The following is an 18,902-nucleotide window of genomic DNA, read 5'->3' as shown; positions in this document are numbered from 1 at the left end:
TTAGCCTTACCTTATGAACAACGCGAAATCCGGCTTCACCCTGGCGCGACGCCCGCTCGAGCTGCGCTTCCGCACGCTGACCCTCGCCGCCCGCGAGTGGATCGCGCCCGATTTCGTCCGCGTGCGCCTCACCGGATCCGACCTCGCCGGCTTCGATTCTCTCGGCGCGGACGACCACATGCGGCTCTTCTTCGTCGACGCGCCGACCGACTCGGTCGAGGAGCTGCGCGCCGCGCCGAGCCGCGAGTACACGCCCCTCGCGTGGGGCGAGGACTGGCTCGACGTCGAGTTCGCCGTGCACGGGGACGAGGGCGTCGCCGCCCCGTGGGCCGCGACCGCGCCGCTCGGATCCGTCGTCGGCGTCGGGGGCCCGCGCGGGTCTCTGGTGCTGGAGGGCGAGCCCGACGGCTGGCTCCTCGCCGGCGACGAGACCGCGATCCCGGCGATCCGGCGCTTCGCCGCCCGCATTCCCGCCGGCGTCCCCGCCCGCATCGCGATCGAGGTGCGCGGCGCGGAGCACGAGCTGGCTCTCGACGCACCGGTGCCGGTCGAGTGGATCCATCGCGGCGGCGCGCCGGCGGGATCCGTCCTGACCGAGTTCCTGGGCGCGCTCGCGGAAGCGGATCGTCCGGGCGAGGCCCCGTTCGTCTTCGTCGCGGCGGAGTCGTCGATCGTGAAGCCGGGCCGCGCCCTGCTCGAGCGCTGGGGCGTCGACACCGCGCAGGCCATCGTGAAGGGCTATTGGAAGCGCGGCGAGGCCGAGTACCACGCGCCGCATTGACGGGTGCGGTCTGGGGGTGGAAGGCGGCCCGTACGCACTCAGTCGGCGAACACCAGCTCGTCCAGCGAGCCGACGCTCACCACGTCGGGATCGCGTGCCCCGGTGCGAGCAAGGTGCACGGCTTGCAGCCCCGCCGCGAGCGCTCCACGGACGTCGGTCTCGAGCGAGTCGCCGATCATGACGGCCTCGGACGCGGAAACGCCCAACCGGTCGAGCGCCGCGGCAAAGGCGCGCGAGTCGGGCTTGCCTGCCGCCAGGTCGGAGGAGCACACGACGACATCGAGGTGCGGGCCGAATTCGAAGCGGTCGAGCTTCCCCTGCTGCTGCGCTCTGTCGCCGTTGGTGAGCAGCCCCACGATCAGCCCTGCTTCCTTAGCCCGACTCAGTACCGGAAGCGCATCGTCGAACCGCCGCAGACCGGCCGCGTACCTGGTGCCGTACCGCGCGAAGATCGTCGAGGCATCCTCGTCCGTCAGGTCTCGCTCAAGGAAGTCGCGCGCCCGATCGCGTCGCTGGTCCTCGAAGTCGATCTCGCGACGCTGATAGCGGCGATAGTGCCGCTCCGCAATCGCATCCCACCGCTCGATCACTCCGTCGTCATGGATGCCGTGTTCCGCGGCGAAGGCCACCGCGGCCGCATCCTGCGCGCCGCGTTGGTCGAGTAGCGTGCCGTCGAGGTCGAAGATCGCCGCACGCAACAGCCGGCGAGAGAACATGGATCAGTCCTCCTCCAGGACCGCGGCGACGGCCTCGATCTCGACCAGCTGGTCGTCGTAGCCCAGCACCGTGACACCCATGAGCGTGCTGGGCACATCGTGGGGGCCGAACGCGTCGCGCACCACGGCCCATGCGGCGACGAGGTCCGTCTGCCGAGCCGAGGCGACGAGAACGCGCGTGCTGATCACGTCGGTCAACGTCGCTCCGGCAGCCGCGAGCGCCGTCTTGAGGGTCTCGATGCAGGCGGCGGCTTGGCCGGCGTAGTCGCCGACCGCCGCCGTGGAGCCGTCGCGGTTCAGCGGGCAGGCGCCGGCGAGGAAGATCAGCCGCGCGTCCTTCGGCGCGGTGGCCGCGTAGGCGTACTGCGCGACATCGGACAGCTGCGCTGAGCGGATGAGGGTCACGGCGGTCATGTCCTCAGTCTGTCGCAGTGCTCGTTGGGCCGTCGGATGGCGCGTCGCCGACGGATCGATCCGCACATCCACGCGGCGGGATCCGTTCTTCACAGATCACGTGATCGGCGACCACCGCCCCCTGCGCCTCTGGCATGCTCGGACGAACGATGCGACGATGAGGACGTGGGTTTCATGAACGACGCGCAGATCTGGACGATGATCGGGGCCTTCACCGCGCTCATGCTCGGGATGATGACGATCGTCTCGACGCTCTTCATCCGCGTCCTGCGCGCGGAGATCGGCGGGCTCCGATCCGAGGTGAACGGCCGCTTCGACGTCATGAACGCGCGCATGGACGGCCTCGACCGGGATGTGCAGGCGCTCGTCAAGCGCACCTTCGGCCTCGACCGGGACTGAGCGCAGCGCGGTCGGGCAGACTGGCCGCATGCCCCTTTTCGATCACCTCGGCCTCACGGTCGAAGACCTCGACCGCGCCTTCGCCCAGTGGAACCCTGTGCTCACGGCGCTGGGCTGCACGCCCGAGGACGGCGAGATGGAGGGCGGGATCGCCTGGTGGCGCGAGGACGACACCGAGCTGATCCTCTACCGCGCGCCGGAGCCGGGCGGCGAACCGCACCGATACGGGCGGATCGGCTGGCAGCATCTCGCCTTCGCTGTCGACTCGCGCGCCGAGGTGGAGCGCCTGCACACCATCGCCGTCGATGCCGGCTGGACGACGGTGCGGGATCCGAAGGTCTTCACGCGCTTCTCGGATCGCTACTACGCCTCGTTCGTGGAGGACGACAACGGCATCCGGATCGAGTTCATGTACAACCCGCCGCGCGAGTCCGTCGAGGGCTGAGGACCGCAGACCTCCCGCCGCGGCCCGGGTCCCGGGCTCCGGGGGCCGCGCTCCGGGCGCTTCGCGTCTCGCGTCTCGCGTCTCGCGTCTCGCGTCTCGCCGAGTGCACGGCATCGTGACGAGTGCACCGGATCCGCGCGCCCACAACCGGTGCACTCGGCAACATCCCGTGCGCCCGGCGACAACATCGTCACCGGCGCGTCAACAACCCGCGCAGTCGGCAACACCCCGCACGACCCGCGAGTGCACGGCATCATGACGAGCGCACGGCAACCGCGCACCCCCAACCCGTGCACTCGGCAACAACCCGTGCGCCCGTTGAGAGCCCCCGTCAACAACCCGTGCACCCCGCGAGTACACGGCATCATGACGAGCGAACCGGATCCGCGCGCCAACAGACCGTGAGCTCAGCAACATCCCGTGCCCCTGGCGAAACCCCCGCAACGGCGACGCCCACACCCGTGCACTCGCCCACGACCCGTGCACTCACAGCCCCGCCCGCAGATCCGCACCTCGCGCTTTGTCCGCGGCATCCGCGATGCTGGGGGCATGGCCACTCTCGATCACCTCGGCATCAGCGTCGACCACGTGCCCGGCGCCTCCGCGCAGTTCGATCCGGTGCTGAGCGCACTCGGGTACACCCGCAGGCACGACGCTCCCGATCTCGCCTACTGGCGGCAGGACGGGTTGCCCGAGATCCTGCTCTACCCCGCTCGCGACAATGCGGACGGCCCGCATGAGCACGGCCGCGTCGGCTGGCAGCACCTCGCGTTCGCCGTCGACACACGCGCCGAGGTCGACCGCGTGCACGACATCGCGCTCGATGCGGGCTGGACGGCCGTGCGCCCGCCGAAGGAATACCCGCGCTTCAGTGATCGCTACTACGCCTCGTTCGTCGAGGACGACAACGGCATCCGGATCGAGATCGTGCACAACCCGCCGCGGGACGCGTCAGCGGGCTGATCCGCGACGGGTCGGAGGGCTGATCCGCGACACCCCATTGCCGATGTCGGAGGCTCGATCCAGACTGATCGTGCGCACATCCTGCGCTTTCATCCTGAGCTCCGACGGAGGACGCCCATGACCAACCTCAATCCGTACATCTCGTTCCGCGGCGACGCCCGCGCCGCGATGGAGTTCTATCAGCAGGCCCTCGGTGGCGATCTGCAGGTGATGACCTTCGGCGACATGCCGGGCATGCTGCAGGATGAGGCCGAGCAGACGCTCGTCATGCACGCTCAGCTGACCACTCCCGGCGGTCTGGTGCTGATGGCCTCTGACACCCCCGGATACATGGAGTACAAGACTCCGCAGGGCGTCTCGGTGTCGCTGAGCGGTTCCGACGAGGCCGAGATCCACGCCGCGTGGGACAAACTCGCCGACGGCGCCACTGTCAGCCAGGACTACGGTCCCGCGCCGTGGGGCGGTCAGTTCGGCATGCTCACCGATCGGTTCGGCGTCGACTGGATGTTCTCCGGTGGAGAGGGCAACGCCTGATCTGCACGCAGGGGCCCGCCGGGCGGCACCAGACCTGACCGGGCGGAGCCACGCCTGACCGGGCCCCCGTGATTCAGAACTAGGGCAGAGCCGGGCCTGACCGGGCTCGGGGCGCTGGGCCCGGCGTTGTTCCGGGCTCAGCGCCCCCCGTGTCGCTTTCCGCCCACTCGACGCCGTCGAGTCCGAGTTCGCCGGTCATGTCGCGCAGGAATCGGATGACGACCTCGCGCTCGCCCTCGGTCAGACGCGCGGCGGAGTGGAACCGACGCGCCTGCTGACGACCGACGGTCTCCATCGCCGCCCGCTGCGTCTCGGGCGTGATGGTGATCGCGAGCGCCCGCCGGTCCGAGGGGTGCGCGGCGCGGGTGACGTGCCCCCCGCGCTCGAGCCGGTCGAGCAGTTTGGTGGTCGACGCCGTCGAGATGCCCAGATGCTGCGCGATCCCGCCCGGCGTCGCGACGGCCCCGCGATTCGCGCACACGATGAGGTAGTGCAGCGCGCGCATGTCGGTCTCGTTGAGCTTCATGTACCGGCGGGACGCCTCCGCGAGACGCTGCTCCGCGTCGCGCAGCTCGCCGAGAGAGGCCATCAGCTCGCCGATCTGCCGGATCGCGCCCGCATCGACGCCGGCCCGGTCGAGCAGCACGCCGTCCGGATCGCTCGCCTCGATGTCGTAGACGGCGCCCGCTTCGACGCCATCGCGGTTCGGCGCCCCGGTGCGCGACACGAGCCCGTGCTCGTCCGCCTCGTCGCGCCGTTCCGCCATGCCGTCATGCTACACCGAGGGTCTTTTCACGCCAGGATGATTACTTGCCAAGCTAGCTAATTCGATCTATCCTGCCGGAGACGGAAGGAAGCCGATGACCGCCCCGCAGCACCTCGCACACCCGCACCGACCCCGCCGCCTCCTGCGGATCCTCCTGCCCGCGCTGATCATCCTCGGCTGGCTGGTCGCGGCGTCGCTCGGCGGACCGCTGTTCGGCAAGGTGGACGAGGTCTCCTCGAACGACCGCACGGCGTACCTCCCCTCCTCCTCCGACTCCGCCCGCGTGCAGGAGCTGCAGACCCGCTTCGCCGGATCCGACGAGATCCCCGCGATCGTCGTCGCCGCTTCTGAAGAGACGCTCACGGACGCGCAGCGCACCGCGCTTTCGGACGCGGTCGCGGCCACGACCGGCATCGACGGCGTCGGCGACGACGTCTCCCCCGCGCTCCCCTCCGACGACGGCAGGGCCATGCAGGCATTCGTGCCGATCCGCTCCGGCGCCGACCTCGGCGACGTCGTGGCGGAGATCAGGGCGTCGCTCGAGAAGGCCGCGCCGGACGGCGTGCACGTCTACATCACCGGCCCCGCCGGCTTCAGCGCCGACCTCGTCGCCGGCTTCGCGGGCATCGACGGGATCCTGCTCGGGGTGGCCCTGGCGGCCGTGTTCGTGATCCTCGTGCTCGTCTACCGCTCGCTGCTGCTGCCGGTCGTCGTGCTCATGACCAGCCTGTTCGCGCTCTGCACCGCGCTCCTGCTGGTGTGGTGGCTCGCGAAGTGGGGCGTGCTGCTGCTCAGCGGGCAGACCCAGGGCATCCTGTTCATCCTCGTGATCGGCGCCGCGACCGACTACGCGCTGCTCTTCGTCTCACGCTTCCGCGAGGCACTGCGCGTCGAGCACGATCGCGCGAAGGCCGTGCTCGCAGCGTGGAAGGGCTCGTTCGAACCGATCCTCGCCTCGGGCGGCACCGTGATCGCGGGGCTCCTCTGCCTGCTGCTCAGCGACCTGAAGTCGAACAGCGCACTGGGCCCGGTCGCGGCGATCGGGATCGCGTTCGCGATGCTGTCCGCGCTCACCCTGCTCCCTGCCCTCCTCATGGCCTTCGGGCGTGCGGCGTTCTGGCCGCGCCGCCCCGTGTACGCGCCCGAGATCGTCGCGGCCGAGGGCGGCATGCCTTCGAGCGGCGTGTGGGCGCGCCTCGCCGAGCTGATCCGGCGCCGCTCCCGGGTGATCTGGATCGCGACGACCCTTGTGCTCGCCCTCGGGACGGTCGGGGTGCTGCAGCTCGACGCTTCCGGTGTGCCGCAGTCCGACCTCGTGCTCGGCTCCTCGCAGGCGCGCGACGGGCAGAAGGTGCTCGGCGAGCACTTCCCGGGCGGATCCGGCAGCCCGGTCCAGGTCGTCGTCGCGAAGGATTCCCTGCAGAAGGCGGCCGATGCGCTGCTCGCGGACAAGGGCATCGACGGCGTCACGGTGACCGCGAAGGACTCGCCGAGCGGATCGGCGCCCGTGACGAAGGACGGCGTCCAGCCGGTCGGGCGTCCCGGGACCCCTGCCCCCGATCCGACTGTGGTCGAGGGCGACGTGATGCTGCAGGGCACGCTCACCGCGGCAGCGGACTCGACATCTGCGGAGGACACGGTGCGCCGCCTCCGCACGTCGCTCGAGAGCACGGGCGCCGTCGTCGGCGGGGTCACCGCGACCGCGATCGACACCAATGACGCCTCCCTCCACGACCGCACCCTGATCATCCCGGTCATCCTCGTCGTGATCATGCTGATCCTGATGATGCTGCTGTGCGCGATCGTCGCCCCCGTGCTGCTGATCGTGACGACCGTGCTGTCGTTCGGCACCGCGATGGGCGTCTCCGCACTCGTCTTCAACGGGATCCTCCGCTTCCCCGGGGCGGATCCGGCCGTGCCGCTCTACGGCTTCGTCTTCCTCGTCGCGCTCGGGATCGACTACAACATCTTCCTCATGACGCGCGTGCGCGAGGAGAGCCGGATCCACGGCACGCGCGAGGGCGTGCGCCGAGGGCTCGCGATCACCGGGGGCGTCATCACCTCGGCCGGTCTCGTGCTCGCGACGACGTTCGCGGCGCTCGCGGTGATCCCGATCCTGTTCCTCGCGCAGCTGGCCTTCATCGTGGCGTTCGGCGTGCTGCTGGACACGTTCGTGGTGCGCTCACTGCTCGTGCCCGCCCTCGTGCACGACGTGGGCCGCGCGGTGTGGTGGCCGTCGAAGCTGTCGCGCGCGGAGCGCTGAGCGCCGCCGCGACCCCGGGGGCGGATGTCAGCCGATCGCGGGCTCCGTGGCGGCGGCCTGGCCGGCGCGATCGGTGAACGCCTGCTTCGGCACGAACAGCAGCAGGACGGCCGCGGCGAGCGCGGTCGCCCCGCAGACGACCCAGACCGTCACGTAGCCCGAGAAGGATCCGGCCGTGCCCTCGGCCGCGGCGGATCCGGCGACCGCGTGCATGAGCGCGATCCCGAACACGCACGAGGCGATCGCGCCGCCGACGGTCTTCACCGAGTTGGTGAGGCCCGTTGCGACGCCGGTCTGGGTGTGCGGTGCCGCCGAGGCGGCCGCCGCCGGGAGAGCGGCGACGAGGGCGCCGGATCCGATCCCGACGATCACCATGTTCGTGATGACCTGCCCGTAGGCGGCGTGGAAGGGGAGGAACAGCAGGAACCCGATCCCCACGAGCACCGAGGCGCCGATGAGCGTGATCCGGGGCGTCGCGAACCGCGCGATCTGCGGGTAGCCGAGGGCGCCCGCGATCATCGCGACGAGGTAGACCCCGATGATCAGCGAGGTCGCGAATCCGCTGGTGCCGAGGCCGTAGCCGTAGACCGCCGGATCCGTGCGGGCGAAGGTCGACAGCGGCGCCTGCGCGCCGAGCACGCTCACGCCGAACAGGCCGGCCGTCAGGAACACCGGGCCGAGCGCGGGGCTGCGGAACATCCGCACGTCGATGAGCGGATCCGGCTGACGCAGCTCCCACAGGGCGAACGGAACGATGAGGAGCACGCCGAGGGCGATCACGATCCAGGACAGCGGGTTCGCGACGCCGCCCGGCAGGCGCAGCAGGCTGAGCCCGCCGGTCAGGCCGATCAGCGACAGCGAGATCAGCACGAGCCCTGTCGTGTCGAAGACGCCGCCGGTCTTCTCCGGCGACTCCTTCACGCCGAACAGGATCACGAAGAAGCACGCCGCGATGAGCACAGCGGGCACGAGCAGCACCGCCGTGAGCGGCAGCACGTCGATGAGCGCTCCGCCGACGAGAGCTCCGATGATCGCGCCGCCCTCGAGCGCGGCGACCAGGATGCCGGCCGCCTTCGCGGTGATCGCAGAGCTGCCCTCGATGCGCCGGGCGCGCGACCAGATCAGCGCGATCTCCAGCGGCAGCCAGACGACGTAGAAGCCCATCATCGCCCAGGCCACGAGGAAGACGCCGAAGGTGTCGGTGAACGGCAGCACGAAGGCGGCGACCGCGGTGATCGCGGTCGAGATCAGCAGCATGCGCTTGCGGCCGATCATGTCGCCGAGCTTCGCGAAGGCCGGCACCACCAGGGCGGACAGCATGAGCTGGGCGCCCTCGAACCAGTTCACGTCGGCGTCGTGGATGCCCAGATGCCGCGCGATGTCGCTCAGCATCGGCGTGTAGTAGCCCTGCAGCACACCGCTGGTGAACTCGACGAAGGCCAGGAATCCGATCACGGCGACCAGGGTGCCGAGTGTGGCGGTGCGCGTCATCGCGGCTCCTTCATGCGGTCCCGGGGTGTGGGCGGGACATGGTGCGACCGCGTCGAGATGCTCGGCGATCGCAGCGGGTCAGCTCACTGTAGCCGCTCGATGAGCGCGCGGTGGAACCGCTCCCCGCGCTCGAGCGCCGCGATCTCGACGCTCTCGTCCACGCCGTGGATCGTGGCGCGCTGCGCGTTCGACATCTCGAGCGGCGCGAACCGGAAGACCGCCGGCGCGAAACGGTGGAAGTGCCGGGAGTCGGTCGCCTGCATCGTCACGTACGGCACGGCGGGGATCCCCGGGTGCGAGGCGGCGAGCGCCTCCGCGAGGAGTGCGAACGGTGCCGTGTCCGTGGGCGACTCGGGCGACGGATCACTGCCCTCCAGCACCTCGACGCTCACGAGCGGATCCGCGATCCGCCGCCGCACGCGTGCGGCGGCGCTCTGCACCGTCTCGCCGAGGGCGATCCGCAGGTTCACGGTGGCCGAGGCCTGCGACGGCAGGACGTTCGCGGCGGTGCCGCCGGACTGCATCGTGGGGGCGACGGTCGTGCGCACGAGCGCCGCTGCCTCGCCGCCGAGCGCCGCGAACACCCGCGCTGACACGGGCGGGAGCGCGCCGAGCGTGCGCAGCAACAGGCGCGCGGGCCCGGAGGCACCACCGGCGAGCTGGGTCAGCATGCGCGAGATCGCCCGCGGCGTGCGCGGACGGAAGGTGCCGGGGCCGAGCCGCTCGACGGCGCGCGCGATGCGACGCACCGCCGTGAGGGGCGGCGGGGCCGAGGCGTGGCCGCCCTCGCCGCGTGCGGTGAGCTTCACCGTCATGACGCCCTTCTCCCCGACGCCGATCATGGCCGCCCGCCCCGGCACGAACGGCAGGGGCGCGTCGACCACCGCCCCGCCCTCGTCGACGACGAGCCAGGGCACGATGCCGCGTTCCTTCAGCACATCCGCGATCGCGATCGCGGCGGATCCGAACGTCTCCTCGTTGCCGCCGAAGGAGAGGTAGACGTCTCGGGCGGGCGTGAACCCCTCGGCGAGCAGCTTCTCGACCGCCTCGAGGATCACGATGAGAGGCCCCTTGTCGTCCAGCGCGCCGCGGCCGTAGACGGATCCGTTCTCGATCACGCCCGCGAACGGCGGATGCGTCCAGGCGTCGGACTCGTCGACGGGGACGACGTCGTAGTGCGCCATGAGCAGGAGCGGTCCGTCCGCCGCCTGTCGGCGCCCCTCCCACCGGAACAGCAGTCCGAAGTCGGTGTGGCGCTCGAGGGACAGTTCGGCGTGCACCAGGGGGTAGAGCTCGGCGATGAGCGCCACGAAGTCCTCGAACGGCGCGGATCCGCGCTCGTCCAGCTCGGCGGACACGGTGGGCAGCTGGATCATCCGGGACAGGCGCTCGGCGACCCCGGGAACAGGAGCGTTCATCGTGGCCATGCTAACGGCGGCGGATCGCGACCGCGGTGAGCACGATCCCCCAGACCAGCTCGAACGCCATGACCGCGATCTGGTACCAGACCGGCGCGGCCCCCGGGGAGAGGAACTGCGTCCAGTCTCCGAGCCCGTGCAGGAACGCGAGCGCCCAGACGGATCCGATCAGCAGCCTCGCCCCCGCGAAGCACACGCCGAACGTGGTCGCGCTGAGCACCTGCCACCAGGTCTCGTCCCAGGTCTTGCCGAAGAACAGGCCGTTGCCGACATGCCAGAGCCCGAACACGAGCGTCGTGGCGAAGACGCCGGCCCAGGGATGGCGACGCATCACCGCGCCGAGCGCGAGCCCGCGCGCCGCGGTCTCCTCGGAGATCCCGACGGCGAGCATTCCCGCCGCCGTGCTCAGCATGATCCCCGCGGTGCCGGCGAGGCCCGGCACGCCGGTCTTCCCGATCCAGATGTAGGAGAGCTGGATCGCGAGCACCGGCAGCAGCCAGCCGAGCGACTCGACGCGGCCGGCGCGCCAACCGGCGAGATCCCGGATCGTCCGCCACTCCCACCATCCCGCTCGCCGCAGCAGCAGCGCCACCGCGAGCGAGATCGCGAGACTGAGCCCGTTGGTGAGCACGACCCCCAGGTGCGGGAACCATCCCGGATGCAGGGCGGGCATCGGAATCGAGCCGAACCCGTACGTCGTGACCCACCACGCGAGCATCACGAGGGCGGCGCCGGCCCACGGCCGCCAGCCGGTCGTGGGGGATGAGGTCACGGGCGCAACGCTACCGGGCCTCCCCCGCGCATGCACCAGCTCATAGGCTGGCTGCATGACCACTCCGCACCCGTCTTCCGCAGGATCCCGTCCGCAGGCCGTCATCAGCGGCGGCGGAACCGGGATCGGACTCGCCTCTGCGCTGCGTCTCGCGCGGGACGGCTTCGACCTCGTGCTCCTCGGCCGCCGCGAGGCGGTCCTGCAGGAGGCCGCCGACCGCATCCGCACCCGGACCCCGGACGCCCGCGTGCAGACGATCGTCGCGGACCTGCAGGATCCGGACGCCGTCGAACGCGCCGTGGGCGAGATCGCCGGCGATGTCGACGTACTGCTGAACAACGCCGGCGGCAACGTGCTGGATCGCGGCGAGGGCCTCGCCGGCATCGCCGCCAACTACGAGGCCAACATGCGCCTGAACGTGCTCACCGCGGTCCTGCTGACCGAGGCGCTGCTCCCCCGCATCACGCGGCCGGGCGGCCGGATCATCTCGATCAGCTCGATCGCGGCGCTCCGCGGCGCGAACGGCTACGGTGCGGCCAAGGCAGCGATCCACGGCTGGATGATGGGGCTCGCGGCCGAGCTCGCCGCCGAGGGCGTGACGGTCAACGCGGTCGCGCCGGGATACGTGCCCGACACCGGATTCTGGGACGGACGGCGCACGCCGGACATCGTGTCGTCGCGGCTCGCACAGGTGCCGATGAACCGCGCGGGAACGCCGGACGAAGTCGCCGGCGCCGTCTCCTATCTCGCCGGGCCGGAGGGCGGCTGGACCACGGGGCAGATCATCCAGGTCAACGGCGGAGCGCTCTTCGGCCGGGGCTGAAGACCGCCCGCACTGGCCGCCCGCACTGTCACGCCCGCCGCGTGTAGCGATGCTCCGGACGGCCTGTGGCGCCGTAGCGGAGCCGCACCTCGACGGCCTCCCGTTCGGCGAGAGCGGCCAGGTGTCGTTGCGCGGTGGCGCGGGAGATCCCCACGCGCTCGCCGATCTCAGCGGCCGAGGCCTCGTCCTCGCCCAGCGCGGCCAGCACGACCTGCTCGGTCGCAGACCTCGAGGGCGATGCGGCCTCTCCGGATCCGTGCAGGATCGCGAGCGCGCGATCGAGGTCCTTCTGCGGCAGGGCGCGATCGCCCGAGAGCAGGTTGCGGAATCGCGCGTAGCGATCGAGAGCGCCGACGAGGGCGCGCTGCTCGAACGGCTTGATCAGGTAGGCGTGCGCGCCCGAGCGCAGCGCACGCCGCACGGTCGCCGGATCGTCGGCCGCGGAGACGACGATCGCATCCACGCCGGCCTCGCGGACGAGTCCGATCCCGTCGCCGTCGGGCAGATAGACGTCGGCGACGAGCAGGTCCGGCGCGAGATCGCGGACGGCAGCCCTGGCCTCCGCGATCGTGCGCACGGGCTCCAGCGCGACGAAGCCGGGGCGTTCGTCGACGATGGCCTGATGCAGACGACCGACCCGGAAGTCGTCGTCCAATACGAGGGTGCGGATCGGATCCGTCATCTGCTCTCTTCCTTCTCCGGTCGGTTCCCTGCACGCTTGTCCGGTCGGTTCCCTGCACGCGTCTCGAGTCGGCTGCCTGCGGGCCCGCGTTCGCCGGGATCCGCGCGGCCGAGCTCTCCGAGGGGCGCGACCGCGCCGTCGAGGCGGGCCGCGAAGACCGCCCCGTGGGCGTCGCCGCCGCGGTCGATGACCCACAGGTCGCCGCCTCCGCGACGGGCGATCTCCCGGGACAGGGGCAGGCCCAGCCCGTGGCCGTGCACCGCGCCGGCGTCGGCGGGACTCCCTGTTCCCGGGCTCGCGCCGGCGTCATCCGCGGGTCCCGCAGCGTCGGGCTCCTCGACGGGGGCCGCATCGAGTCCCGCCCCCGAATCCGCGACCGTGACGACGAGGGCGTCATCATCGTCGAGCACGGCGACCTCGACCCAGCGCGGCGCATCTCCCGCGACGGCCGCGGTCACGGCGTTGTCGACGAGGTTGCCGAGCACCGCTGCGACGTCCTCGGCCGCGACCACGGCGCCGAGCAGGTGCGTGTCCTCCGCGATCCGCAGCGTCACGCCGCGCTCGGACGCCTCGAGCGCCTTGGCCCCCAGGAACGACTGCAGGAACGGATCGCTCAGCCGCTCCCGCCCCGCCATCGGGAAGTCCACGGACCCGCGTTGCATGAGCTCGGCGAGGAACTCCCTCGCGTCCTGCACGCGCTCCGCGTCGATGAGTCCTGCGGCGACATGGATCCGGTTGGCGAACTCGTGGCGCTGCACGCGCAGAGCCGCGGTCATCGTGCGCACGCTCTCCAGCCGCTCCGAGAGCGCGATGAGCTCGGTGCGATCGCGGATCACGGCGACGGTGCCGAGCGCACGCCCTTCGCGCTCGACCGGACGCGTGTCGAGGTAGAGCACCCGTTCCCCGAGCACGACCTCGGAGAGCGCCCGTGCCCCGGAGGCCGCATCGCGCACCGCGTCGGGAAGGCCGGTCCGGTCCAGCGGCATGCCGACGAGGTCGCGCACTCCGAGCAGGCGCTCGGCGGCGGCGTTGCAGACCCGCACGATGCCGCCCTGGTCGACCGCGAGCACCCCGTCGTCCACGCCGTCCAGCACGGCGGTCTGGTTCTGCACGAGCGCGACCAGCTCCTCCGGCTGCACGCCGAGGGTGAGCCGCTCCCAGCGGCGGCGCAGCATGAGCGCCGCGATGCCCGCCAGCAGCAGCGATCCCGCGGCGGCGATGCCGATCACCGCGAGCAGCGGCGGCAGGTCGTCGAACACTCCCGCGCGCGCGAAGCCGACGCTGACCTCGCCGACCGGTACGCCTCCGTCGTCCCGCACGGGCACCTTCGCGCGCGCCGAGTCCCCGAGCGTGCCGGCCTCCCATTCGACGACCTCGTGCCCGGCGAGCACATCCTGATACGGGGTGCTCACCTCCTGCCCTAGGCGATCCGGATCGGGATGCGCGAGGCGGATCCCGTGGTCGTCGGTGATCACGACGAAAAGCGCTCCGGTGCGCGCGGCGATCGCGGTCGCGGTGCGCTGCAGCACACCGGCCTGCAGCTCAGCGACCGGTGGCGTGCCCGGCTCGGCCGAGGCGCGGGCGACCTCCGCGCGGACCTCCGGATCCTCCGCCAGCGTGCGCGCGATCCCCAGCGCGGAGGACTCGGCCTCGGCACGGAGCTGCTGCACGGCCAGGACGAGGTAGACCCCGGTGCACAGCGCGACCACGAGCACGACCGTCGCGAACTGCAGCAGGAGGGTCCGCGTCGCGAACCGCACCCGACGCGTCACAGGCATCCGTCCTCCTTGAGCAATATGCGCAGAAGTCACGCTACGCGCACAACGCGGGGAATGCGACTTACCGGGGCCGGCGCGCGCGTCGCCCCTAATGTCGGCGAGGTCCGTCGATGACGACAGGCGGATGACGAAGGAGTCAGCTCATGCCCACGGTGCTCACCGGTCTGCTCGCTGCGGCCCAGGACAAGCCCTCGTACGACATCGCTTTCGCGCCGCCGGAATGGGTTCTGGTGATCCTCGGCTTCGTGATGGTGCTGGTCTTCATGACACTGATCATGACCAAGCGCCTCACTCCGATGGTCGCGCTGATCCTGGTCCCCACCGCGTTCGGCCTCTTCGCCGGCGCGGGGCTGGGCCTCGGCGACATGATCCTCGACGCGATCGGCAAGATGGCGCCGACCGCCGCCTTGCTGATGTTCGCGATCATGTTCTTCGGCATCATGATCGACGTCGGCCTGTTCGACCCGCTGATCCGCGTGATCACGCGCGTGCTGGGAGACGATCCGGCCAAGGTCGTCGTGGGCACCGCTCTGCTCGCCGGTGCGGTGTCGCTGGACGGCGACGGATCCACGACGTTCATCATCACCACCTCGGCGATGCTGCCGATCTACCTGCGCCTCGGCATGAACCCCGTGGTGCTCACGTGCGTGGCCGGTCTCATGAACGGCACGCTCAACATCGTGCCGTGGGGCGGCCCCACGGTGCGCGCCGCGACCGCGCTGAGCCTGCAGCCCACCGACGTGTTCGTGCCGATGCTGCCCTCGCTCGGGGTCGGCCTGCTCGTCGCCCTCGGGTTCGCCTGGATGCTCGGTCTGCAGGAGCGGCGCCGACTCGGCGCGCTCGACGAGAGCCGTCTGACCGGCACCGCCGAGAGCGGGCTGCTCGCGGCCATCCCCGCGATCTTCCGCGGCGCCGACGCCAAGCCCGGCGCTCGCGCTTCGCTGCGCACGGGCAACATCGTCACGGTCGCGCACGGTCACGGACCCGTCGCCGCTGCCGGGGTCGACCCGGCCGACACCGCGATGGCCGACACCATGCTCGACCCGAACCGGCCCACGCTGCGCCCGCGGCTGATCTGGTTCAACCTCGCCCTCACGATCGCCGTGATGGTGCTGCTCGTGATCGACATCATGCCGCTGCCGTACGTGTTCATGGTCGGCGCCGCGGTGGCGCTGCTCGTGAACTTCCGCAAGCTCAAGGACCAGGCCTCCGAAATCGTCGCGCACGCGCCGAGCATCGTCGGAGTCGTCTCCATGGTGATCGCCGCGGGCGTGCTCGTCGGCGTCCTGAGCGGCACCGGCATGGTCGATGCGATGGCGAACTGGATCACCACGGTGCTGCCGCCGCAGCTCGGCCCGTTCCTCGCGCCGATCACGGGCGTGCTGTCGATCCCGTTCACGTTCCTGATGTCGAACGACGCGTTCTACTTCGGCATCCTGCCTGTCCTGTCCGAGAGCGCCGCGCACTTCGGCATCGCTCCGGTCGAGATGGCCCGCGCTTCCATCACCGGCCAGCCCGTGCACCTGCAGAGCCCGCTGGTTCCGGCGATCCTGCTCCTGGTCTCGCTCGCGAGCGTGAACCTCGGCGATCATCACCGCAAGGTGCTGTGGCGTGCGCTCGTGGTCTCGCTCGTGATGCTCGCGGTCGGGGTCCTGACCGGCGCGATCCCGTTCTTCGTCGCGCAGTAGTCGTTCGGGCCTGCCGGCCGAAAGGACTCAGGCCGCGGCGTGGGGTTCGACGGAGTCCGTCTCCACGAACATCACCCGGGGCGGCGGCGCGTCGGTGTGCTCGACGCCCGCGGGAGTGATCCAGACGATGACACCGCCCGCCCGCTGCTCGGCAGCCCAGCGCCAGCGGGGGTCCAGGTCCGGATGCTTCAGGGCGTGGTGGGTCTCGCAGAGGCACGCGAGGTTGTCGATGTCGTCTTAATCTGACCTTTATGAGCAGTGTGCTGGGGTTGAGCGTCCGGTCGCAGTGTCTGCGCGGGCTTCCGCGGATAAGACGGGTGCAACGTTCGTCGCAGGCGCCTCTCTGACCGAACAATCGAAACCGCAGCCCATAGCCATCTCTTCCGTGAAGCCCAGCATCATCCGGGCTGCCGCCCTCCGCGTCGCGGAGGTGGCCCTCACATCAACACGCATCGCAGACTGCGTGGCCACGACATCGTCGGCAGACAGTCAGAACGACCGGGAGAAGATCTGAACTCAGGGAAGTAGGGTCAGGCGCCGCGCTCCGCTCCGCTACGCGCGCCACCCTCCCCAAGCGGAAGAAGGAAGACCGAAGCGAGCCTGGAACTGGCAACCGAGCCGTCAGCCTGTCCCAATTTCCCTTACTTAGTCGAGCGTGTAGATCAGCCCGATGAGTACCTAGCCAGCCTGGGTCAGGGCGGCACTCACTCCCTATCCTTGTGCGACGCCCACTGCTTGGCGAACAAACCAAGTGGTTCTGTCTGGGTTCTTTAGCGAGGCTCTGCCTCTCAGAGCTGGAACACGACCTCGCCGGCGACCACTGTCACTGCGGTGCGCGCTGACGCGATCGCAGCGGTCGGGAGATCGAACGGATTCTCGGTGGCAACGGCGAGGTCGGCCCGCTCTCCTACGCGTACTCGGCCGGGGCGTCCGAGTACCAGCTCGGTGGATCCACTCGTGTAGGCCGCGAGTGCCTGCTGCAGAGTGAGGGCCTGGTTCTCGGCGTCGAGGGTAGATGGCTCGGCGTCGACGGTGAGGGTCGGCGCGTCGATGCCGGGCGGAAGCGGTGCCCAGCGATTGACCGTCACGTGGATCGCGAGCCAGGGTTCGGCGGGCGAGACTGGCCAGTCCGATCCCATCGCGAGTGCGGCGCCGGCGTCGGCCATGGTGCGGAAGGGGTAGCCGTGCAGCATCCGTTCCTCGCCGATCATGCTGGCCAGGAAAGGGTCGGGCGAGGCCCATAGGCCCTGGATGTTCGCGGTGATCCCGAGCGGGCCGAATCGTTTGGCGTCGTCGGGCTGGACCAGCGATAGGTGCGCGATGTGGTGGCGCGGGCCGGCGCCGTTGGCCGCCCGGGCTGCCTCTATTGCGTCCAAGGCGACGCGGATGCCCCGGTCGCCCATGATGTGCAGGTGCAGGGCGAAGCCGGCAGCATCCAACTGCTGCACGAAGTCGCGGATTGTATCCTCATCGAAGTGCAACTCGCCGGCGAAACCGTCACCGTGATTGCAGTAGGGCTCGAACAACGCGGCCGTCCCGCCGTGCGGGACGCCGTCGATCATCGCCTTGGCGGTCGAGGTGGAGTAGCCTGCTGCCGCGTTGTGCTCGCGCAGCTCGATGAAGTGCGCAACCAGCGCCGGCACGTCCTCGCGCCGCAGTCCGGGGGCGATCCATAGTGCGCCGGAGGTGCTGCTCTTCAGGGTGCCGTCGGCGATCCCGCGCAGGTAGCCGATCGTGCAGTCCGCTTTGCCGTTGTACTCGCCGAGGATTGCCTCGTGCCAGCCTGTGACGCCGAGCGACCACAGGTGGTTCTGCGCGTTCAGCAGCCCCTCGTAGATCTCATCGTCGGTCGCTGGCGGAATGATGCGCCCCACCAGCTCCGCGGCCGTCTCGTTGAGGTAGCCGGTCGGGTCGCCGACCTCGTCGAGACAGATCTCGCCTCCGTGCGGCTGCGGGGTGTCGCGGGTGACGCCGGCGAGCTGGAGCGCCTTCGAGTTGACCCAGAGCGTGTGGTGGCCGGCGTCATTCAACGCTACGGGGCGGTCAGGCTCGATCGCATCCAGCATCTGCCTGGTTGGCATCGGGAAGAGCTCGTGGTCCCAGCCGCCGCCGGTCAGCCACGCCCCTTCGCTGTGCTCGGCGGCTGCGCGGATCAGGTCGAACGTCTCCTCGACGCTGCGCGCGGGGGTGAGATCCAGGCTCAGTCGCTCCACGCCGGCGAACGACGCGTGCACGTGCGCATCGACAAAGCCAGGGTGGATGAGTCCCCCCGCCGCGTCAACCACACGCGTCTGTGCGCCGGCGAGCTCGCGCACGTAGGGGTCGGACCCGACGCGCACGATGCGGCCCGCGGCGATGGCGACCGCCGTGTTGTCGGTGAGGACGGCGCCGTCGAACACGCGACCGCCGATGATGACGAGATCTGCGGATGCAGTCATGCTCAGTTCTCCAAATCTCCGGGCGAGGCCCGGTCAGGCTACTCAGGTCAGGCGGAACACGCGGATGATGACGAAGCCCGGCTCGGCGCGTGCATACCCGACAAACTGGGACACGGTGAGCCAGCGCAGTTCGGGATGCTCGGTGCGGAAGACGAATGCGGTGCGGTAGTAGAGGTCCCGCTCGGAGATGTCCTCGCCCTGCAGCATCCGCTCGAACGTGGGTTCGTCGGTGCGCCAGATGCCGCGGTTGACGACCTCAACGGCCGCCCGTCCAGCGGTCACATCGGCGGAGATCACGTAGCGCGCATCGAGTGTCACCGTCAGTCCCTGGCCGTTCCACCAGTCTCCGCCCGAGTCAAGCACGACGCCGCGGAGCCGCGGCCCGGTGACTGTGCCGCCGGAGACCTTGGCGAAGTGAAGGCCCTCGCCGAAGGTGCTGCCGCCGAGCGGCAGGGCGTCGTCGACGCGGCAGCGCAGCTCGAAGCAGAACTCGAAGCCGGGTTTGATCAAAGGTTCGGTCATGGTCCGTCT

18 protein-coding genes are annotated in these 18,902 nt (G+C 70.5%); 8 read left to right on the top strand and 10 right to left on the bottom strand.

Going from position 1 to position 18,902, the window contains the following annotated elements; translation table 11 throughout:
• The first annotated feature begins 13 nt into the window (after positions 1-13).
• On the top strand, positions 14-781 hold the full coding sequence (locus RS86_RS13955) for a siderophore-interacting protein (RefSeq protein ID WP_045272832.1): 768 nt from the start codon (positions 14-16) through the stop codon (positions 779-781).
• A gap of 38 nt (positions 782-819) precedes the next feature.
• Here RS86_RS13955 and RS86_RS13950 read toward each other — a convergent pair whose 3' ends face one another.
• Together RS86_RS13950 and RS86_RS13945 are read right to left on the bottom strand one after the other, a co-directional pair.
• Positions 820-1,497 (bottom strand): HAD family hydrolase, encoded by a 678-nt coding sequence (locus RS86_RS13950; RefSeq protein ID WP_045272831.1) that lies wholly within the window; start codon positions 1,495-1,497, stop codon positions 820-822.
• 3 nt (positions 1,498-1,500) lie between these two features.
• Positions 1,501-1,911: a RidA family protein gene (locus RS86_RS13945; protein ID WP_045272954.1), complete on the bottom strand. Its 411-nt coding sequence runs from the start codon at positions 1,909-1,911 to the stop codon at positions 1,501-1,503.
• Positions 1,912-2,085: 174 nt separating this feature from the next.
• On the opposite strand from RS86_RS13945, the gene RS86_RS13940 reads away from it, so the two are divergent.
• The 4 genes from RS86_RS13940 (at position 2,086) to RS86_RS13925 (ending at position 4,252) form a co-directional block, all read left to right on the top strand.
• Complete coding sequence (locus RS86_RS13940) at positions 2,086-2,310, top strand: hypothetical protein (protein ID WP_235281782.1); 225 nt, start codon at positions 2,086-2,088, stop codon at positions 2,308-2,310.
• A gap of 28 nt (positions 2,311-2,338) precedes the next feature.
• Positions 2,339-2,755 (top strand): VOC family protein, encoded by a 417-nt coding sequence (locus RS86_RS13935; protein WP_045272829.1) that lies wholly within the window; start codon positions 2,339-2,341, stop codon positions 2,753-2,755.
• 549 nt (positions 2,756-3,304) lie between these two features.
• Positions 3,305-3,718, top strand: coding sequence for a VOC family protein (locus RS86_RS13930; protein WP_045272828.1), 414 nt, complete (start codon positions 3,305-3,307; stop codon positions 3,716-3,718).
• A 117-nt stretch (positions 3,719-3,835) separates the two neighbouring features.
• Positions 3,836-4,252 (top strand): VOC family protein, encoded by a 417-nt coding sequence (locus RS86_RS13925; RefSeq protein ID WP_045272827.1) that lies wholly within the window; start codon positions 3,836-3,838, stop codon positions 4,250-4,252.
• A 79-nt stretch (positions 4,253-4,331) separates the two neighbouring features.
• On the opposite strand, the gene RS86_RS13920 is transcribed toward RS86_RS13925, so the two are convergent.
• On the bottom strand, positions 4,332-5,018 hold the full coding sequence (locus RS86_RS13920; RefSeq protein ID WP_082076789.1) for a MarR family winged helix-turn-helix transcriptional regulator: 687 nt from the start codon (positions 5,016-5,018) through the stop codon (positions 4,332-4,334).
• 94 nt (positions 5,019-5,112) lie between these two features.
• Between RS86_RS13920 and RS86_RS13915 the strand changes: the two genes are divergently transcribed.
• Positions 5,113-7,281: an MMPL family transporter gene (locus RS86_RS13915; RefSeq protein WP_045272826.1), complete on the top strand. Its 2,169-nt coding sequence runs from the start codon at positions 5,113-5,115 to the stop codon at positions 7,279-7,281.
• A 27-nt stretch (positions 7,282-7,308) separates the two neighbouring features.
• Here RS86_RS13915 and RS86_RS13910 read toward each other — a convergent pair whose 3' ends face one another.
• The 3 genes from RS86_RS13910 to RS86_RS13900 all read right to left on the bottom strand — a co-directional run bounded on the left by RS86_RS13910 (position 7,309) and on the right by RS86_RS13900 (position 10,962).
• A complete protein-coding gene (locus RS86_RS13910) occupies positions 7,309-8,772 on the bottom strand; it encodes an MFS transporter (RefSeq protein WP_045272825.1) in 1,464 nt (487 codons plus the stop codon).
• A gap of 83 nt (positions 8,773-8,855) precedes the next feature.
• Positions 8,856-10,190 carry a M20/M25/M40 family metallo-hydrolase gene (locus RS86_RS13905; RefSeq protein WP_045272952.1) on the bottom strand — a complete coding sequence of 445 codons (1,335 nt, stop codon included), beginning with the start codon at positions 10,188-10,190 and terminating at the stop codon, positions 8,856-8,858.
• 10 nt (positions 10,191-10,200) lie between these two features.
• A complete protein-coding gene (locus RS86_RS13900; protein ID WP_045272824.1) occupies positions 10,201-10,962 on the bottom strand; it encodes a CPBP family intramembrane glutamic endopeptidase in 762 nt (253 codons plus the stop codon).
• A 55-nt stretch (positions 10,963-11,017) separates the two neighbouring features.
• On the opposite strand from RS86_RS13900, the gene RS86_RS13895 reads away from it, so the two are divergent.
• Entirely contained in the window at positions 11,018-11,785 is a 768-nt protein-coding gene (locus RS86_RS13895) for an SDR family NAD(P)-dependent oxidoreductase (RefSeq protein ID WP_045272823.1), read from the top strand.
• 28 nt (positions 11,786-11,813) lie between these two features.
• Here RS86_RS13895 and RS86_RS13890 read toward each other — a convergent pair whose 3' ends face one another.
• The gene (locus tag RS86_RS13890) at positions 11,814-12,467 is read right to left on the bottom strand and encodes a response regulator (RefSeq protein ID WP_045272822.1); all 654 of its coding nucleotides are present in this window, start codon (positions 12,465-12,467) and stop codon (positions 11,814-11,816) included.
• Positions 12,464-14,245 (bottom strand): sensor histidine kinase, encoded by a 1,782-nt coding sequence (locus RS86_RS13885; RefSeq protein ID WP_082076788.1) that lies wholly within the window; start codon positions 14,243-14,245, stop codon positions 12,464-12,466. The genes RS86_RS13890 and RS86_RS13885 overlap by 4 nt, the downstream gene beginning before the upstream one ends.
• A gap of 143 nt (positions 14,246-14,388) precedes the next feature.
• Between RS86_RS13885 and RS86_RS13880 the strand changes: the two genes are divergently transcribed.
• The gene (locus RS86_RS13880; protein WP_045272821.1) at positions 14,389-15,933 is read left to right on the top strand and encodes a CitMHS family transporter; all 1,545 of its coding nucleotides are present in this window, start codon (positions 14,389-14,391) and stop codon (positions 15,931-15,933) included.
• 788 nt (positions 15,934-16,721) lie between these two features.
• Here RS86_RS13880 and RS86_RS13875 read toward each other — a convergent pair.
• Both RS86_RS13875 and RS86_RS13870 read right to left on the bottom strand, forming a co-directional pair.
• The gene (locus RS86_RS13875; RefSeq protein ID WP_045272820.1) at positions 16,722-18,371 is read right to left on the bottom strand and encodes an amidohydrolase; all 1,650 of its coding nucleotides are present in this window, start codon (positions 18,369-18,371) and stop codon (positions 16,722-16,724) included.
• A 42-nt stretch (positions 18,372-18,413) separates the two neighbouring features.
• On the bottom strand, positions 18,414-18,893 hold the full coding sequence (locus tag RS86_RS13870; protein ID WP_045272819.1) for a DUF3237 domain-containing protein: 480 nt from the start codon (positions 18,891-18,893) through the stop codon (positions 18,414-18,416).
• Positions 18,894-18,902 lie beyond the last annotated feature (9 nt).

Source organism: Microbacterium azadirachtae, assembly GCF_000956505.1.
Taxonomy (GTDB): Bacteria; Actinomycetota; Actinomycetes; order Actinomycetales; family Microbacteriaceae; genus Microbacterium; species Microbacterium azadirachtae_A.
The sequence above is the reverse complement of the archived record's forward strand: the minus strand, read 5'-3'. Positions and strand labels throughout refer to the sequence as shown.